Below are 14,441 nucleotides of genomic sequence, written 5' to 3' on the forward strand. Positions count from 1 at the left end.
TGGCGATCAGGCCAGCGCGGAGCGGCGCGCGTACCAGCCATAGGACGCGATGACCGCGTAGCAGACTGCCGGCACTGCCAGCGACAGGCCCAGGGTGCTGAGGTCGGCAGCCAGGCCGGTCAGCGGCGGCACGATGGCGCCGCCGACGATGGCGCAGCAGATCAGCCCCGAGCCCTCGGCGGCGCGTTTGCCCAGCCCTTCGCACGCCAAGGCGAAGATGGTCGGGAACATCACCGAGTTGAACAGGCCGATGGCCAGGATCGACCAGCCGGCCACGGCGCCGTGGTTGGTGGCGGCGCTGGCGATCAGGGCGATGGCGACTACGGCGGCGCAGGCCAGCACCTTGCCCGGTGCGAACGCGCGCAGCAGGCCGGCGCCGATGAAGCGCCCGACCATGGCGCCGCCCCAGTAGTAGGCGACGTGCTTGCCGGCCAGTTCGGCGTTGAAGCCGAAGGTCGAATCCTGCATCAGGAAGTTGGTCAGCAGGCTGCCGATGGATACTTCAGCGCCGACGTAGCAGAAGATGCAGGCCGCGCCGAAGGCGAAGCGCGGTTGCTTGAGCAGGCTCAAGGCCGAGAGCGGATTGGCGTTGCCGCTGGTGAGCGTGGAGGGCAGGTGCTTGCGTTGCTGCCAGACCAGCAAGGCCACCACTATCAGCGCCACCGCCAGGCCCGCGTAGGTGTTGCTGATGACCTTGGCTTCTTCGGCCAGGTAGGTCGCCAGGGCGGAGCCGCTCAGGGTGGCCGGGTCGACCTGGCTGAGCGAACCGAGGATCAGCATGGCCCCCAGGTACGGCGCAACGGTGGTGCCCAGCGAGTTGAACGCCTGGGCGAAGGTCACGCGGCTGTGGGAGGTCTGTTGCGGGCCCAGCAGCGAGATCAGTGGATTCGACACCACCTGCACCACGGTGACCCCGATGGCGAGCACGAACAGCGCGATCAGAAAGGCGCCGAACAGGCCCACCAGCGCGGCGGGAATGAACAACGCGCAACCTACGGCCATGGTCACCAGGCCGATGGCCGCAGGGCGCATGTAGCCGATGCGGCTGATCAGCAGGCTGGCGGGGATCGAAGCCAGCGCATAAGCGAGGAAGAACGCCGACTGCACCAGCATCGCTTCGGCATAGCTGAGGCTGAACAGACTTTTGAGTTTGGGGATCAGGATGTCATTGAGGCTGGTGATGCCGCCAAAAATGAAAAACAGCGCGAAAACGAACAAGCTCAGTCGCTGGACGTTGGCAATAGGTGGGTTTTGTTCCAAGGGTGCTGCAACGGTGTTATCCGTCATGGCCACGGTCCTGTTTTCTGTCGGGGGTATTGGTTCATTGTTGTGTCTCGACGTCTGTCACGGTCACTGCTGGCATTTTCATACCAAGGCCGGAACATCTCAGGATGAACTGAAACCTCGCCAGCAGGAAAGTTCATACATCGACATGAAGAAACAGCTCTGGATCGCAGGTTTGCGACTGAGTACGCAGGGCTCGCGATCAGAGATCGTGTGTGACGCTGGCGAGCAGCGATAAGGCACTTATCGATGCAGGCCGACGTCAGGAGGCTTGGGGTCTGATGAGTCAGCGGCCCGTCAACGTCGAGTTCAGTCGCTGAAGGGCCGGCCGGAAGGCTTCAATCGATGCGCGGATGCTGCTGGACCAGCTCCTCACGCTTGGCCTGCAACTCGGCGATTTTGGCGTCGATGTCTTCGATTTTCTCTTCGATATTGTCGTGATGCTCCTGCAGCAGCTCCTTCGCCTCGTCCAGATCGGACGCCGTCGGCGCCGCCCCGCGCAGGGGCTTGTTGGCGGTTTCTTTCATGGTCACGCCGGTGGCCAGGCCGATGAGGGCGATCACCATCAGGTAGTAGGCCGGCATGTACAGGTTCTGCGTGGTTTCCACCAGCCACGCGGCCAGGGTCGGGGTGACGCCGGCGATCAGCACCGAGATGTTGAAGGCGCTGGCCAGTGCGCTGTAGCGGATGTGGGTGGGGAACATCGCCGGCAGCGTCGAGGCCATGACGCCAATGAAGAAGTTGAGCAATACCGCCAGGACCAGCAAGCCGGAGAAGATCAGGCCGACCTTGCCGCTGATGATCAGCATGAAGGCGGGAATGGCCAGGCAGAACAAGCCGACGCTGCCGCAGATGATGAACGGCCGACGCCCGAACCTGTCGCTCAACCGGCCGATCAGCGGCTGCACGAACAGCATGCCGACCATGATCGCGATGATGATCAGCACGCCGCGGTTCTCGCTGTAGTGCAAGTTATGCGACAGGTAGCTCGGCATGTAGGTGAGCAGCATGTAATAGGTGACGTTGGTGGAGACCACCACGCCGACGCAGGTCACCAGGCTGCGCCAGTGCTTGGTGACCACTTCCTTGAACGACACCTGTGGGCCGGTCGCCAGGCCTTCGCGGTCGCCTTGCTCAAGTTTTTCGACGTGCTGCTGAAAGGCCGGGGTCTCTTCCAGCGCGTTACGCAGATACAGCCCGAGCATGCCCAGGGGCAGGGCAAGGAAGAACGGCAGGCGCCAGCCCCACTCCTGGAATTTTTCATCGCCCAGCACTGCGGAGATCAGCACCACCAGGCCTGCGCCGAACACGAAGCCGGCAATGGAGCCGAAATCCAGCCAGCTGCCGAGGAAGCCGCGTTTGCGGTCCGGGGCGTATTCGGCGACGAAGATAGAAGCGCCGGTGTATTCGCCGCCCACCGAAAAGCCCTGGGCCATCTTGGCCAGCAACAGCAGCACCGGTGCCCAGATGCCGATCGAGGCGTAGGAGGGGATCAAGCCGATGGCGAAGGTGCTCAAGGACATGATGACGATGGTCGCCGCCAGCACTTTCTGTCGCCCGTAGCGGTCGCCCAGGGCGCCGAAGAACAACCCGCCCAGCGGGCGAATCAAGAAGGGCACCGAGAAGGTCGCCAGCGCGGCAATCATCTGCACGCTGGGGTCGGCACTGGGGAAGAACACCTTGCCCAGTACGTAGGCGACGAAGCCATAGACGCCAAAGTCGAACCATTCCATGGCGTTGCCCAGGGCGGCGGCGGTGATCGCCTTGCGCATCTTGGCATCGTCGACGATGGTGATGTCTTTCAATCCGAAGGGTTTTACGCGTTTCTTGCCTAGCTTCATGGGGTTTACTCAGGATCTTGTAGACGCTTGCTCCTCCCAGGTCAGGCGTGGGAGGAACCTCAGTCGCCTGGTGCGCACGACGATGCGTCGCGCTCCAGCTCTCCTGCATCAGAGATAACGGCGCACAAAATAATTCACTGCAGGGGGCTGTTTTCGTGCTGTCAAAGGGCCTTTTGTGCAAATTTGCGCGGGGCTGTTTGATAAACTTCGCGCATTCTTTTGCGAGCAGTGTCCATGCCCTCCACGTTGCAACGCCGTCATCTGCTTATCATTCTGCTTGTTGTGCTCGGGCTTTCGCTGGCCGTGGCGAGTCATTACCAACGCCTGTTCGGCCGAGCCTGGTTCAATATGCGCCATGCCTTCGGTGTTTCTCACGGCCAATCAATGGGGTTGGCCGACTACCGCGCGGTCATTCAAGGCAAGGTTATCGGTGGCTTGGCCAACGTATCCGCACTTACGTTCGATCCCGAGCGCAATTCGTTGTTTACCGTGACTAACAAGCAGTCCGAACTGGTGGAGCTTTCTCTGGACGGTGACATTGAACGGCGTATCGAGTTGGTAGGCTTCGGCGATCCCGAGGGCGTGGAATATATTCGCCCGGGCACCTTCGTTATCAGTGACGAAGGCGACCAGCGTTTATTGGTCGTGAACATCGATGACCACACCACCACGCTGAATGCGGACGACGCCGAACAGATCGTTTTGGCGCTGGGCGGCAGGAGGAATCGCGGATTCGAAGGGCTTGCCTATGATCGTGTTCAGGAGCGCTTGTTCGTCGCCAACGAACAGTCGCCGATGTCGATCTTCGAGATCAGCGGGTTCGCCGAAGGGGACGGCGCCGAACCCATCACGATTACCCGCGACGACGATTTGTTCGTCACCGATCTTTCAAGCCTGGAATATGATCAGCGCCATGACCATCTGCTGGCGTTGTCTGACCAATCCAAGTTGTTACTGGAATTGGGCCAACATCACAAACCCGTCGGGACACTCTCGTTACGCCAGGGCTTTAATGGCTTGAAACGCTCGGTGCCTCAGGCTGAAGGGGTGGCGCTGGACAACGACGGCACGATCTATCTGGTGAGCGAACCGAACCTGTTCTACGTTTTCAAGAAGCCTGTCGCGTCCGAGTGAGTGGAGCCACCAGGCGCGTCATGTCGAGGATGCCGCTTGACGCCAAGCATGAAGCAGCGCCATTCGCCGCCATACCTGCTCGCGGATTGCCCGGTGGCTCAATAGGCCTTGACCTGGCCCGCCCAGATGACCGCCTGGGCAACGATCACCTGCTGGCCATTGAAGGTCAGGGCCGGTGAGCCATGCAGCGTGTAGCCCAGTTCCAGCGCAGCGCTGACTCGCTGGCAGAAGGCGGCGTCATCGGGGCCGGTCAGTACGCGGTAGATGGGCAGGTTGTCGGGGGGCTGACGGCTCATGATCGGGTTCCTGGTGGGTCATTGCTGCGAATTGGAGTGCGCACGCCGGGAGGGCGGGGGCGTTTGCTGGGCGGCTGTGCGGGCCAGGTAAGCGTCGGTGATGCGTTTGATCGTACCGTCGTTGCGCAATGTGTCGATGGCTTTTCGCAAGTCATGGACCATCGTCTCGTCACAGATTTTCGAGCACGCCAGGTAGAGGTCCGATGTCATCAGCGCGGGGCTCATCCGCAGCGGGCGATCAGAGACTTGCGGCCAGAAATAGCGGGTTTCCGGAACCCCGTTGAACCAGGCGTCGACGCGGCCCTTGAGCAGCATCTGCGCCGGGTTTTCACCAATTTTCAGTGAGTAGATCTGCTCATTGGCAAAGCCCTCGTCGCGCAGCATCTGTTCCTGCGCGCTGCCCATGCCGACGGCGACTCGTGCGAACGTCTTGCGCGCCTGTTCGAAGGTTTCCACCTGTTTGTCGAGGCTGAAAAACGCCCGGTCCATGGTCATCACCGGGGCGATCCAGGTGTATTGGTCTTCTCGATCCGGGGTGCGGGACAGAGGAATGATCAGCTGGTTTTCCCCCGCCTGGACGATCCGTTGCGACCGCGCCCAGGGCAATGCCTGGGGGTGCAGATCGTAGCCGGCCAGGGCGGCGGCCTTGGCGGTGACCTCGCCGACGATGCCGGTGATGCCGTTATTGCCATTCTGGTCGGTCGGCTCGAGCACCGACAGCGGCGGCGACTGGGAGAGGTACAGATCGACTGCAGGGACGCCCCCTGCGACAGCCGAGCCTGCCGACAAGACGAGCCATGTGGCGCAGCACAGCAATCCTTTGCGGGTAAAGCGAAACGGCCTGGTCAAATGACCCATAAAAAAGCACCCAATAAAGCGAGTGGTTGCCCACTTCTGATGCACAAGAATAGGCACAAATGGCGTCGTCAGGATGACAAAGTTTCGATCGGTAGCAAATCGCCATCCCGTCCGAGGCGATATGGCTGCACATCCGCCGCCAGAATCAATCGCCCCGAGTAGTGCGCTGCTGCTTGTGCGCGGACATCGTCGATGCAAGGACTGCGCTGCGAGTTGTTCTGATAGCGCGCGCTGAAATGAGTGAGGACCAGGTTCGGCACCCCTGCGGCTCTCGCGAAGCGTGCCACTGCGGCGGCGGTGCTATGGCCGCAGCGCCCATCGCGGGTGGTGCCGCAGACCGCAAGGCCTGCGGCACCGTCCGCGCAGGCTGGCTACGCGATCACTCGAGCGCTTGTTCGAACACCGCACCAGATGCCCGTTTCGAGCGCCAGCTCAAGGTCAGCACCATCACCAGCCCAAGCGCGGCCATTCCGGCACCGGCCAAGGCAATGGCGGGATAACCCAGCCCGGCATTGATCACCGCGCCACCCAGCACCGCACCGATGGCGTTGCCGAAGTTGAACGCGCCGATGTTCACCGCGGACGCCAGGTTGGGTGCGTCCTTGGCGGCTTCCATGACACGCATCTGCAGCGGTGGCACCAAGGCAAAACTGGCGGCGCCCCAGATCAGGATCGCCGCCGCCGCCGGCAGCGGCCAGCGCATCAGCACCGAGAACGCCAGCAGCACGATGATCAAGGCGCTCAACGACAGCACCAGCGTGCGGTCGACCGAGCGGTCCGCCGCCTTGCCGCCCCATACGTTGCCAAGGGTCAAGCCGATACCGAAGAGCATCAGCATGCCGGTGATAAAGGTCGTCGAGGCATGGGTGGCATCGCGCAGGATCGGTGCGATGTAGGTGAACACGGTGAACATGGCGCTCGAGCCCACCACGGTCAGGGCCAGCGCGGCCAATACCGGCTTGCGCGCCAATACGCGGATCTCGGCCAGCATGCCTTCGCCCTTTGCTGTGGGTACATCGGGCAGCGCCCACCACAAGGCGGCCATGGCGATCGCGCCCAGGCTGGCGATGCCCCAGAACGCGGTTCGCCAGCCGAACGACTCACCGAACCAGGTGGCCAGGGGCACGCCGCCGATGGTCGCGATCGTCAGGCCCATGAACATCGCCGCCACGGCGCCAGCGCGCTTGTCCGGTGCCACCAGGCTGGCCGCGACAATAGAGCCGATACCGAAGAAGGCACCGTGATTGAGCGAGGTCACCACGCGGGCGATCATCAGTGTCTGGTAGTTGGTCGCCAGCGCCGAGAGCAGATTGCCCAGCGTGAAAATCGCCATCAGGCCGATCAACAGCCAGCGCCGGGGGATCCTCGCGGTCGTCAGCGTCATCAGCGGCGCGCCGATCAACACGCCCATGGCGTAGGCGCTGACCAGCAGCCCGGCGGAGGGAATCGATACGCCCAGATCGGCGGCGATGCCGGGCAACATGCCCATGGGGGCGAACTCGGTGACGCCGATGCCGAAGGCGCCTATGGAGAGTGCTACAAGGGGTGGGTTGATACGCATGGTGGGTGACTCCTCATCTGTGTGCCAGATGCTACAATCCGCCCCCGCAAGGCGGTAGCCCCGCAAAATCACTAACACCTTTGCGCTGGAGGCACGAATGGATATCGCGGGTCGTTCAGGGGAGATGGCGATTTTCGCCCTGGTCGCCCAAGAGGGCAGCCTGTCGGGTGCAGCACGGGTGCTGGGCCTGACGCCCTCGGCGATCAGCCGCGTCATTGCCCGCACCGAGCAGCGCATCGGCACGCGCTTGCTGATCCGTACCACCCGCGCCATCACCTTGACGGCCGAGGGCGAGGCGTATCTGCGTGGCGCGCGGCGGATTCTGGCGGACATGGCGGAGGTCGAAGACGCCATCGCCGATCAGGGCGTACCGCGCGGGCGGCTGCGGGTCAGCGCCTCGTTGGCCCATGGGCGGTTGTCGATCGTGCCCCTGGTAGCGGCGTTCAGCGCTCGTTATCCGGCGATTCTGGTCGATCTCGCGTTGGGCGACGAGGTGGTCGATATCCTCGGCGGTCAGGCCGACGTCGCGATCCGCTTCGGGCTGCTGGCCGACAGCCCCTTGACCGCGCGGCGCCTCGGCGAGACCCGGCAGATCATCGTCGCATCCCCGGACTACCTGGCGCGCCATGGCGTGCCGTTGCAGCCGGAGGATCTGCTGCAGCACAACTGCTTGCGCTTCAACTTTCGCCGGGCCGCGTCGGACTGGCCGTTCCGTCGCGACGGTGTGGAGTTCTCCTTGAAGGTGACGGGTACGGTCGAAGGCAACAGCGGGGAGGTCCTGGCGCAGTTCGCGCGGCTGGGGACAGGCATCGTCCGCGTAGGCGCTTTCAGCGTGGCGCAGGATGTGCAAAACGGCGCGTTGGTGCCGTTGCTGGAGGCGTTCAACCCGGATGACCGGGAGCCGATCCATGCAGTGTTCGTGGGTGGCGCGGCGATGCCGGCAAGGGTGAGGGCGTTCGTGGATTTTCTGCTGGAGCGCCACCGCGCGTGATGCTCCAGGCAGGCGCCGCATCAGCTGGCCAGCTGTACCGCTTCGCCTGACGCCGAACGTTTCGACATCAATACCAGCGCCAGGGCCAACAGCGCCAGCACGCCGCCGACCGGGGCGATCGAGGTGTAACCCAGGCCCAGGCTGAGGGCCGCGCCGCCCGCGGCGGCGCCCAGGGCATTGCCCAGGTTGAAGGCGCCAATGTTGACCGACGAGGCCAAGGCCGGTGCGTCGTGAGCTTCCTGCATGACCCGCGTCTGCACCGGCGCCGAGACGCCGAAGGTCGCCGCGCCCCACAGCAACAGGGCAATGGTCGCGCCCGGCCCGGTAGTGGCGATCAACGGAAACACGAAGCTGATGACCGCGAGCAGGCTGAGAAAGCCGATCAGTGTGCCTTTGAGCGAGCGGTCGGCCAGTTTGCCGCTGATCGCGTTGCCCAGGGTGAAGCCGACGCCGATGGTCACCAGCATGGCGGTGACGAAGGCGGGACTCGCATGGGTGATGTTTTGCAGCACGGCGGCGACGTAGGTATACAGCGTGAACATGGAGCCTGCGGCGAACGCGGTGGTCATCAGGGCGTTGAGCACCGCTGGCTTGACCAGCACCCGCAGTTCGTTGCCCACGTGCGGGCGTGGATGGGACTCGCCACGGGGCAGCGTCAGGAACAGGGAAAGACCGGCGATCACACCCAGCACCGAAATCGCCACGAACGCCATGCGCCAGCCGATGGCATGGCCCAGCCAGGTTGCCGCCGGTACGCCGCCGATATTGGCCACGGTGAGCCCCATGAACATCATCGATACCGCCGAGGCGCGTTTTTCCTTCGGCACCAGGCTCGCGGCAACGATGGCGCCCAGGCCGAAGAAGGCGCCGTGGGAGAGGCTGGTGATCACCCGCGCGGCCAGCAAGGTGTAGTAACCCGGCGCGATCGCCGACAGCAGGTTGCCCGCGGTGAACAGCACCATCAGGCCCACCAACGCCGAACGCCGGCGCGCCGAACTGAGCAGCAGGGTGATCAAGGGGGCGCCAACCATCACACCCATGGCATAGGCGCTGATCAGCATGCCGGTGGCCGGGATCGAGGCATCGACGCCCTGGGCGATGGAGGGCAGCAAGCCCATGGGCGCGAATTCGGTGACGCCGATCGCGAAGGCTCCCGCCGACAGGGCGAGCAGTTGTGATTTCATCGGAAACCTATTGACGAGTAAGTTATTGCTCTCAGAGTACTCGTCAGTAACCTTAGTTTCAAATAGCTTTTAAATCAGCTCCAGCCTTTCAACCGCGCTGCCACAAGCCGTCGCAGAGCAGCAAGGCGCAGCCGCGAGCGACCACGGCGCGCTCCTGCGCAGTCATCGGGTCCCTGGCCATCTGTTCGATCATGCCGACGAAGCATTTGCCGATCTGCGTGGAGGAGATGTCCGAGCGGAACAGGCCGATGGCTTGCTCCTTGGCGATATTACTGGCGATCCAGGAAGCGAGTCCGGCCTTGGTTTCGGTGCAGCCCGGTGGCTGGAAGAAGCCGATGTGGGTGAGGTCGGCGTCTTCGGCGAGGAAGTCGAGAAACTTCATAAAGCTGCCACCGACGCTTTCCAGCAGGTCCTGCTGGCTCATGGAGGTTTCGATCAACAAAGTCTTGGTCAGCGCTTCGAGGCGTTTGCGGAACTCTCCCACCAGTTCTTCGTAGGCCGCCTCCTTGCTCTCGAAATAGTTGTAGAAGGTCGGCTGGCTGAGGCCGCTGGCGAGCACGATGTCGCTCACCTTGGTGTCGTGAAAGCCCCGCTTGGCGAACTCGGACGCAGCGACGGCGCGCAGGCGCAGATGAGTCTTCTCACCCTTGGTCAAGGGTTGTGCGGTTTTTTGTTGTTGTTGTTTTTGCATGGGGTTACCTATGCCTTGGTGGCGGCGCTGCAGACGAGGTGAACGGAACGTACTGGCGAGTAATGTTGCCTGCTCAGGCTGTGGGTGGCAAATGCGAGGAGGCGTCGCTACGCGGTTGCGCCTGAAGCGACAGATCCACTCCGGGCGCCACGCTCTTCAGCAAACACTGGGTAAATGCCTCGACGACCGGCTGCACGGTCGTCGGCAGGCGCAGGCAGATGGCGAATGCCGGAAGTGCCGGGAGCCCGGCATCGGTCGAGAGCACCCGCAGGTCATCGGGCACGGTGGACGCCAGCCAGGCCGAGACCGCAAGCCCGACGCGAACAGTTGCAGCCGTAGCCTCGAAACTGCCATTTTCGAACACTGTCCGCCAGGGTATCGCCTCTTTCGCCAACGCCCCCAGCACCAGTGGGCGAAACGCGCAGCGTTCATCCACCAGAGATAGCGGCAGCGGGCGGGTTTTCCATACCTCGCTGCCGGGGCTGCCTACCCAGACCAGCGGCTCGACGCGGATGACGGTCCCCCGGGCGTCACTGGCCAGGTACTCGATGATCGCGACATCCAGCTGACCCTGATCGACCGCAGCGTCCAGTTCCGGTGACGGCGCGCAGCTCAGGGACAGTTCGACCTGCGGGCAGGCCTCGCAGAAGGCTTTCATGGCCGGAGCCAGCGAGGTGATCAGGTCGGGCGGCGCGCCGAGTCGCAAGTGTCCACGCACCGGGCCATCGACCGTGTCGGCCCAAATCTCATCGTTCAATTGCAGCAGCTGACGTGCCTTTGCCAGAAACATCTCACCTTGTTGCGATAGCTCCAGCTGGCGTGGCCTACGGATGAACAACTGGTGATCGAGCACCTCTTCGAGTCGTTTGATCTGCTGGCTGACGGCGCCCTGAGTCATGAACAGCAGGTTGGCAGCGGCGGTCATGCTGCCGTGGTCGGCGACGGCGATGAAAGTGCGGATAAGGCTGAGGTCGAGGTTTCTGTTCATGTTCGAATTACGATATGTAATGCCGGGAATTAAATATATTCGGTTTTCTAATCCTAGGGCCATCAGTAGGTTGTCTGCATTCAATCTCCGGATGTCGTACCGATGACACTGTTGCCGCTGTTCCTGTTTGTCGCTGCCTCGACTTTTTCGCCCGGTGGCGCCACCTCACTGGCCACGGCGTCAGGGGCGCGATTCGGTTTGGGGCGATCCTTGCCATTGATTGCCGGTATCGCCGTGAGCCTGGCGTTCGTGGCGGCAATCACCGCGTTCGGGCTGGTCAACCTGATCTCGCAACAGCCGAGGCTGGAGCTGGCGGTCAAGCTGCTCGGCTCTGCCTATCTGCTGTGGCTCGCCTGGCGCATCGCCCGCAGCGGCGCTCCCACATCGGGTGCGCCATTGGGCCAGCCGTTAGGGCTGGTCAAGGCGATACCGCTGCTCTTGCTGAACCCCAAAAGCTGGGCCATGACGGTCAGCGCTGCCGCAGCCTTCACGCCGGTCGCCACCAGCCCGGGCGCGCTTGCGATGCTGCTGGGCGTGTCATTCGGTATCGCCGCCTCGGTGTCGCTGACGCTGTGGTGTGCGCTGGGCGTCTTGTTAGCGCGATTGTTGCGTACTGATCGTCATTGGCTGTGGTTCAACCTGCTCATGGCGGCGCTGCTGGTGCTGTCGATCGTTCCGACTTGGCAATAAGTGTCAAGGTGCCCATTCAGAGTGTTCACACCCACCAGTGCAGCCAGTCAAGTGGTGATGCTGGCGCTCATGTCGAGAGACTGGATTTATACAGCATGACTGTATAAATTGCCTGCTGACGATTTCTACCGAATCTGGAGTCAGCCCATGTCAGCCGTGAACAAAGCCATCGCCCGCACTTTCAACCATCAGGTCATCGAGCAATGCAGCCGCGAGGCCTTCGAGGCGCTGGTGGCCGAGGATTTCGTCAACCACAGCGCAGCGCCCGGCCAGCCCCAAGGACGCGAAAGCCTGTGGCATACGTTCAGCAATGTGCTGCATCCGGGCTTGTCCGACCTCAAGGTGGTGGTGTTGGATCAGGTGGCCGAGGACGACAAGGTAACGACCCGCAAGCGCATTACTGGCGTGCACTCCGGGGCGCTTCTGGGGATCGCGGCGACTGGCCGGGAGGTGCAGATCGAGGTAATCGACATCGTGCGGATCCGCGAGGGGCAGTACGTCGAGCATTGGGGCATCAATTCTCTGGCAAGCGTGCTCGCCGCGCTGCGCTCAGCCTGACTGCCCGCGCTCGTCGTCCGTCACCAGTTGCTCGAGAATTTCCACGGCGGCCACCAAGGTGTCGAGCTGCGTGGCGGTGGCTTTTTGTCTGAGCTGACTGGCCAGCCAGTCACTGCGCAGGGTGCGACCCTGCGCAAGGGCTGCGTGCCCGGCGGCGGTCAAGGTGATGAGTTGCTTGCGGCCATCAATGGGATCCGGCGCGCGCTCGACCAGTTGTTGCTGCTCCAGCTGAGCGATCACCAGCCGCATGCTTTGATGCTTGACGTGGCGGTGCGCGGCCATTTCACTGACGCTGGCAGGGCCGTTGCGCTCGATGAAGCCGAGCGTTTCGGACTGGGCGCTGGAAGGCGTCTGCGCTTCGCTACGGACCTTGCGCACCAGATTGCCGATCACTCGCCGCAGTTGCTCGGCAACCTGATCGGCCTCGGGCGGAAGTGGTGGATGTGAAGACAAAATGATTCCTCTGGGCGGGTCAACGACCGGCCAAATCGTCGAACCGTGCGGATCAGCCTTCAGTGGGAGCGATGGTTTGCGGATCGGCCTCGGCAGCCAGCTTCAATCGGTCCGCTTTGCTGATGTAGGTGTTCTTCTTCGCTGGTGCCAGTTTGGCACTGGCCTTTTTGGCTTTGGCCTTGAATAACTGCTGTAACTTTTTTTGCCGGTTCATGGCTGGAATGCTCGGGTGGTCAGTGTTCGGGACGACGGGTGATTCAGGAGGTGGATGTTGATGGCAGGAGGCGCCATCGCGCAAGCGAAAAGCAGCAACGAGGCGGCTGCGACTCGACGTCTGAGTCTTCGACCGCCTTGTCGCAGGCAAAACCCCGATCAGTGCGCGTAGGTCCCGACCACGCTCTGCCCAGCCAGGCCGTGGCCCTTGAGCCGCAGCAGCAGCTCCTCGTGGCTGAGGCCGGCGGGCAGGGCGCCGGGGGCGAGGTCGGTGGCGATCACCGTCAGCACGTAGTGATGAGGATGCTCCCCTGCCGGTGGGCACAGGCCCTTATAGGCGGGCGCCCCGGCCACGTTGTTGCCCACGGTGAGGCCGGTAGCGCTCCCAGCGGCCTCGCCCTGGCGAATCTGCCCCCGCGCCGGGTCGACGTTGTAGACCACCCAGTGGGCGACGCCCAGGCCCTTGGCGCCGTCCGGATCGTACAGCAACACCGCGATCGAGCGCGTACCCGTCGGCACGTTGGCCCAGCTGACTTGCGGGGTGCTGGCCTGGCCGCTGCCGCAGTTGGCCTCGGCGCCGATATAGGTCAGCGGTATGGGCTTGCCATCGGCCAGTGATGTCGAGCTGATCGACAATGAAGCGGCCTCGGCGCTGGTGGCCGCGGCCAGTGACAACAATGCGGTGGCCGCGTATCGGCGCAGGTTGAGTTTCATCTCGGCAAATCTCCAATGGCGGGATAGTCATGTGCTAGGACCGGCCGCTTGGCGTTTGGTGCGACAGGTCAGCCCAAGTCCTGCGGCAGGCGGATGAAACCCTGGCGCCATCCCCCAGTCCCATGGCTAACGTCCCGGAGTGTTCGCGCCGGTCATTCCAGGCAGGATCGCCCCATGAAAAGCCTCAAGATCGCCACGTTCAACATCAACGGCATTCGTGCCCGACTCCCCAACCTGCTGGCATGGCTGGAGCGCGAGCGCCCCGACGTGGTGTGCCTGCAAGAGCTCAAGGCACCTGACAGCGCCTTCCCGGCCGCCGCGCTGGAAGCTGCCGGATACGGCTGCCTGCACCTGGGCCAGACGTCGTGGAACGGTGTGGCGATCCTGGCCCGCGACAGTGAGCCGCTGTGCATTCGCAAGGGGCTGCCGGGCATGGAAGCCGATACTCACGCGCGCTACCTGGAGGCGGCGGTGCAAGGCACGGTGATCGCCTGCCTCTATCTGCCTAATGGCAACCCGCAGCCGGGGCCGAAGTTCGACTACAAGCTGGCCTGGTTCGAGGCGCTGATCGCGCATGCGCAAACGCTGCAAGGCAGTGAGCATCCGGTGGTACTGGCGGGGGACTTCAACGTCGTGCCCACGGATTTCGATATCTACAACCCGCGCTCGTGGCAAAAGGATGCCTTGCTGCAGCCCGAGAGCCGCGAGTGTTTCAACCGCTTGCTGGGGCAAGGCTGGACCGACGCCGTGCGCCATTTGTATCCGGACGAGCAGGTGTTTACCTTCTGGGATTACTTCCGCCAGCACTGGCAGAAGAACTCCGGCCTGCGCATCGATCATCTGCTGCTCAACCCCGTTGCGGCGCGGTTCCTCAAGAACGCCGGGGTCGACGCCTGGGTGCGCAATGAGGAGCACGCCAGCGATCATGCGCCGACGTGGATACAGCTGGGCGGGCGAACCAAGGCCTAGATGGGTCCGGCGCCGA

16 protein-coding genes and 1 pseudogene are annotated in these 14,441 nt (G+C 63.1%); 5 read left to right on the forward strand and 12 right to left on the reverse strand.

Features of this window, described 5'->3' with window-relative positions; all coding sequences use genetic code 11:
* Nucleotides 1-6: 6 nt before the first annotated feature.
* Nucleotides 7-1,287 carry a sugar MFS transporter gene (locus AC3WJP_RS05020; protein ID WP_493720127.1) on the reverse strand — a complete coding sequence of 427 codons (1,281 nt, stop codon included), beginning with the start codon at nt 1,285-1,287 and terminating at the stop codon, nt 7-9.
* Nucleotides 1,288-1,622: 335 nt separating this feature from the next.
* On the reverse strand, nt 1,623-3,125 hold the full coding sequence (proP, locus tag AC3WJP_RS05025) for a glycine betaine/L-proline transporter ProP (protein WP_493720128.1): 1,503 nt from the start codon (nt 3,123-3,125) through the stop codon (nt 1,623-1,625).
* Nucleotides 3,126-3,359: 234 nt separating this feature from the next.
* Between proP and AC3WJP_RS05030 the strand changes: the two genes are divergently transcribed.
* Nucleotides 3,360-4,259, forward strand: a complete 900-nt coding sequence (locus tag AC3WJP_RS05030) for an SdiA-regulated domain-containing protein (protein ID WP_493720129.1) — start codon at nt 3,360-3,362, stop codon at nt 4,257-4,259.
* Between the two features lie 98 nt (nt 4,260-4,357).
* Here the strand turns inward: AC3WJP_RS05030 and AC3WJP_RS05035 are convergent, their stop codons facing one another.
* The 4 genes and pseudogenes from AC3WJP_RS05035 to AC3WJP_RS05050 all read right to left on the reverse strand — a co-directional run bounded on the left by AC3WJP_RS05035 (nt 4,358) and on the right by AC3WJP_RS05050 (nt 6,974).
* On the reverse strand, nt 4,358-4,555 hold the full coding sequence (locus tag AC3WJP_RS05035) for a DUF1737 domain-containing protein (protein WP_493720130.1): 198 nt from the start codon (nt 4,553-4,555) through the stop codon (nt 4,358-4,360).
* 18 nt (nt 4,556-4,573) lie between these two features.
* A complete protein-coding gene (locus AC3WJP_RS05040) occupies nt 4,574-5,413 on the reverse strand; it encodes a substrate-binding periplasmic protein (protein WP_493720131.1) in 840 nt (279 codons plus the stop codon).
* A 68-nt stretch (nt 5,414-5,481) separates the two neighbouring features.
* Nucleotides 5,482-5,730: pseudogene (locus tag AC3WJP_RS05045) on the reverse strand (MBL fold metallo-hydrolase); the annotation flags it as partial.
* A gap of 62 nt (nt 5,731-5,792) precedes the next feature.
* Nucleotides 5,793-6,974 carry an MFS transporter gene (locus AC3WJP_RS05050; RefSeq protein WP_493720132.1) on the reverse strand — a complete coding sequence of 394 codons (1,182 nt, stop codon included), beginning with the start codon at nt 6,972-6,974 and terminating at the stop codon, nt 5,793-5,795.
* Between the two features lie 97 nt (nt 6,975-7,071).
* Between AC3WJP_RS05050 and AC3WJP_RS05055 the strand changes: the two genes are divergently transcribed.
* A complete protein-coding gene (locus AC3WJP_RS05055; RefSeq protein ID WP_493720133.1) occupies nt 7,072-7,965 on the forward strand; it encodes a LysR family transcriptional regulator in 894 nt (297 codons plus the stop codon).
* A gap of 20 nt (nt 7,966-7,985) precedes the next feature.
* On the opposite strand, the gene AC3WJP_RS05060 is transcribed toward AC3WJP_RS05055, so the two are convergent.
* The 3 genes from AC3WJP_RS05060 to AC3WJP_RS05070 all read right to left on the reverse strand — a co-directional run bounded on the left by AC3WJP_RS05060 (nt 7,986) and on the right by AC3WJP_RS05070 (nt 10,828).
* The gene (locus AC3WJP_RS05060; RefSeq protein WP_493720134.1) at nt 7,986-9,149 is read right to left on the reverse strand and encodes an MFS transporter; all 1,164 of its coding nucleotides are present in this window, start codon (nt 9,147-9,149) and stop codon (nt 7,986-7,988) included.
* A gap of 88 nt (nt 9,150-9,237) precedes the next feature.
* On the reverse strand, nt 9,238-9,840 hold the full coding sequence (locus AC3WJP_RS05065; protein ID WP_493720135.1) for a TetR/AcrR family transcriptional regulator: 603 nt from the start codon (nt 9,838-9,840) through the stop codon (nt 9,238-9,240).
* 73 nt (nt 9,841-9,913) lie between these two features.
* Entirely contained in the window at nt 9,914-10,828 is a 915-nt protein-coding gene (locus AC3WJP_RS05070; protein ID WP_493720136.1) for a LysR substrate-binding domain-containing protein, read from the reverse strand.
* 102 nt (nt 10,829-10,930) lie between these two features.
* Between AC3WJP_RS05070 and AC3WJP_RS05075 the strand changes: the two genes are divergently transcribed.
* Together AC3WJP_RS05075 and AC3WJP_RS05080 are read left to right on the forward strand one after the other, a co-directional pair.
* Nucleotides 10,931-11,518: a LysE family translocator gene (locus tag AC3WJP_RS05075; protein ID WP_493720137.1), complete on the forward strand. Its 588-nt coding sequence runs from the start codon at nt 10,931-10,933 to the stop codon at nt 11,516-11,518.
* Nucleotides 11,519-11,665: 147 nt separating this feature from the next.
* The gene (locus AC3WJP_RS05080) at nt 11,666-12,076 is read left to right on the forward strand and encodes an ester cyclase (protein ID WP_493720138.1); all 411 of its coding nucleotides are present in this window, start codon (nt 11,666-11,668) and stop codon (nt 12,074-12,076) included.
* Here AC3WJP_RS05080 and AC3WJP_RS05085 read toward each other — a convergent pair.
* The 3 genes from AC3WJP_RS05085 to AC3WJP_RS05095 all read right to left on the reverse strand — a co-directional run bounded on the left by AC3WJP_RS05085 (nt 12,068) and on the right by AC3WJP_RS05095 (nt 13,456).
* A complete protein-coding gene (locus AC3WJP_RS05085) occupies nt 12,068-12,529 on the reverse strand; it encodes a MarR family winged helix-turn-helix transcriptional regulator (RefSeq protein WP_493720139.1) in 462 nt (153 codons plus the stop codon). The genes AC3WJP_RS05080 and AC3WJP_RS05085 overlap by 9 nt on opposite strands.
* A 52-nt stretch (nt 12,530-12,581) precedes the next feature.
* The gene (locus AC3WJP_RS05090; protein ID WP_493720140.1) at nt 12,582-12,743 is read right to left on the reverse strand and encodes a DUF2986 domain-containing protein; all 162 of its coding nucleotides are present in this window, start codon (nt 12,741-12,743) and stop codon (nt 12,582-12,584) included.
* Between the two features lie 158 nt (nt 12,744-12,901).
* The gene (locus tag AC3WJP_RS05095; RefSeq protein WP_493720141.1) at nt 12,902-13,456 is read right to left on the reverse strand and encodes a YbhB/YbcL family Raf kinase inhibitor-like protein; all 555 of its coding nucleotides are present in this window, start codon (nt 13,454-13,456) and stop codon (nt 12,902-12,904) included.
* 174 nt (nt 13,457-13,630) lie between these two features.
* Between AC3WJP_RS05095 and AC3WJP_RS05100 the strand changes: the two genes are divergently transcribed.
* Nucleotides 13,631-14,425 (forward strand): exodeoxyribonuclease III, encoded by a 795-nt coding sequence (locus tag AC3WJP_RS05100; RefSeq protein ID WP_493720142.1) that lies wholly within the window; start codon nt 13,631-13,633, stop codon nt 14,423-14,425.
* The last annotated feature ends 16 nt before the right edge of the window (nt 14,426-14,441 follow it).

It is taken from the genome of Pseudomonas sp. GW821-FHT01A09, assembly GCF_058986725.1.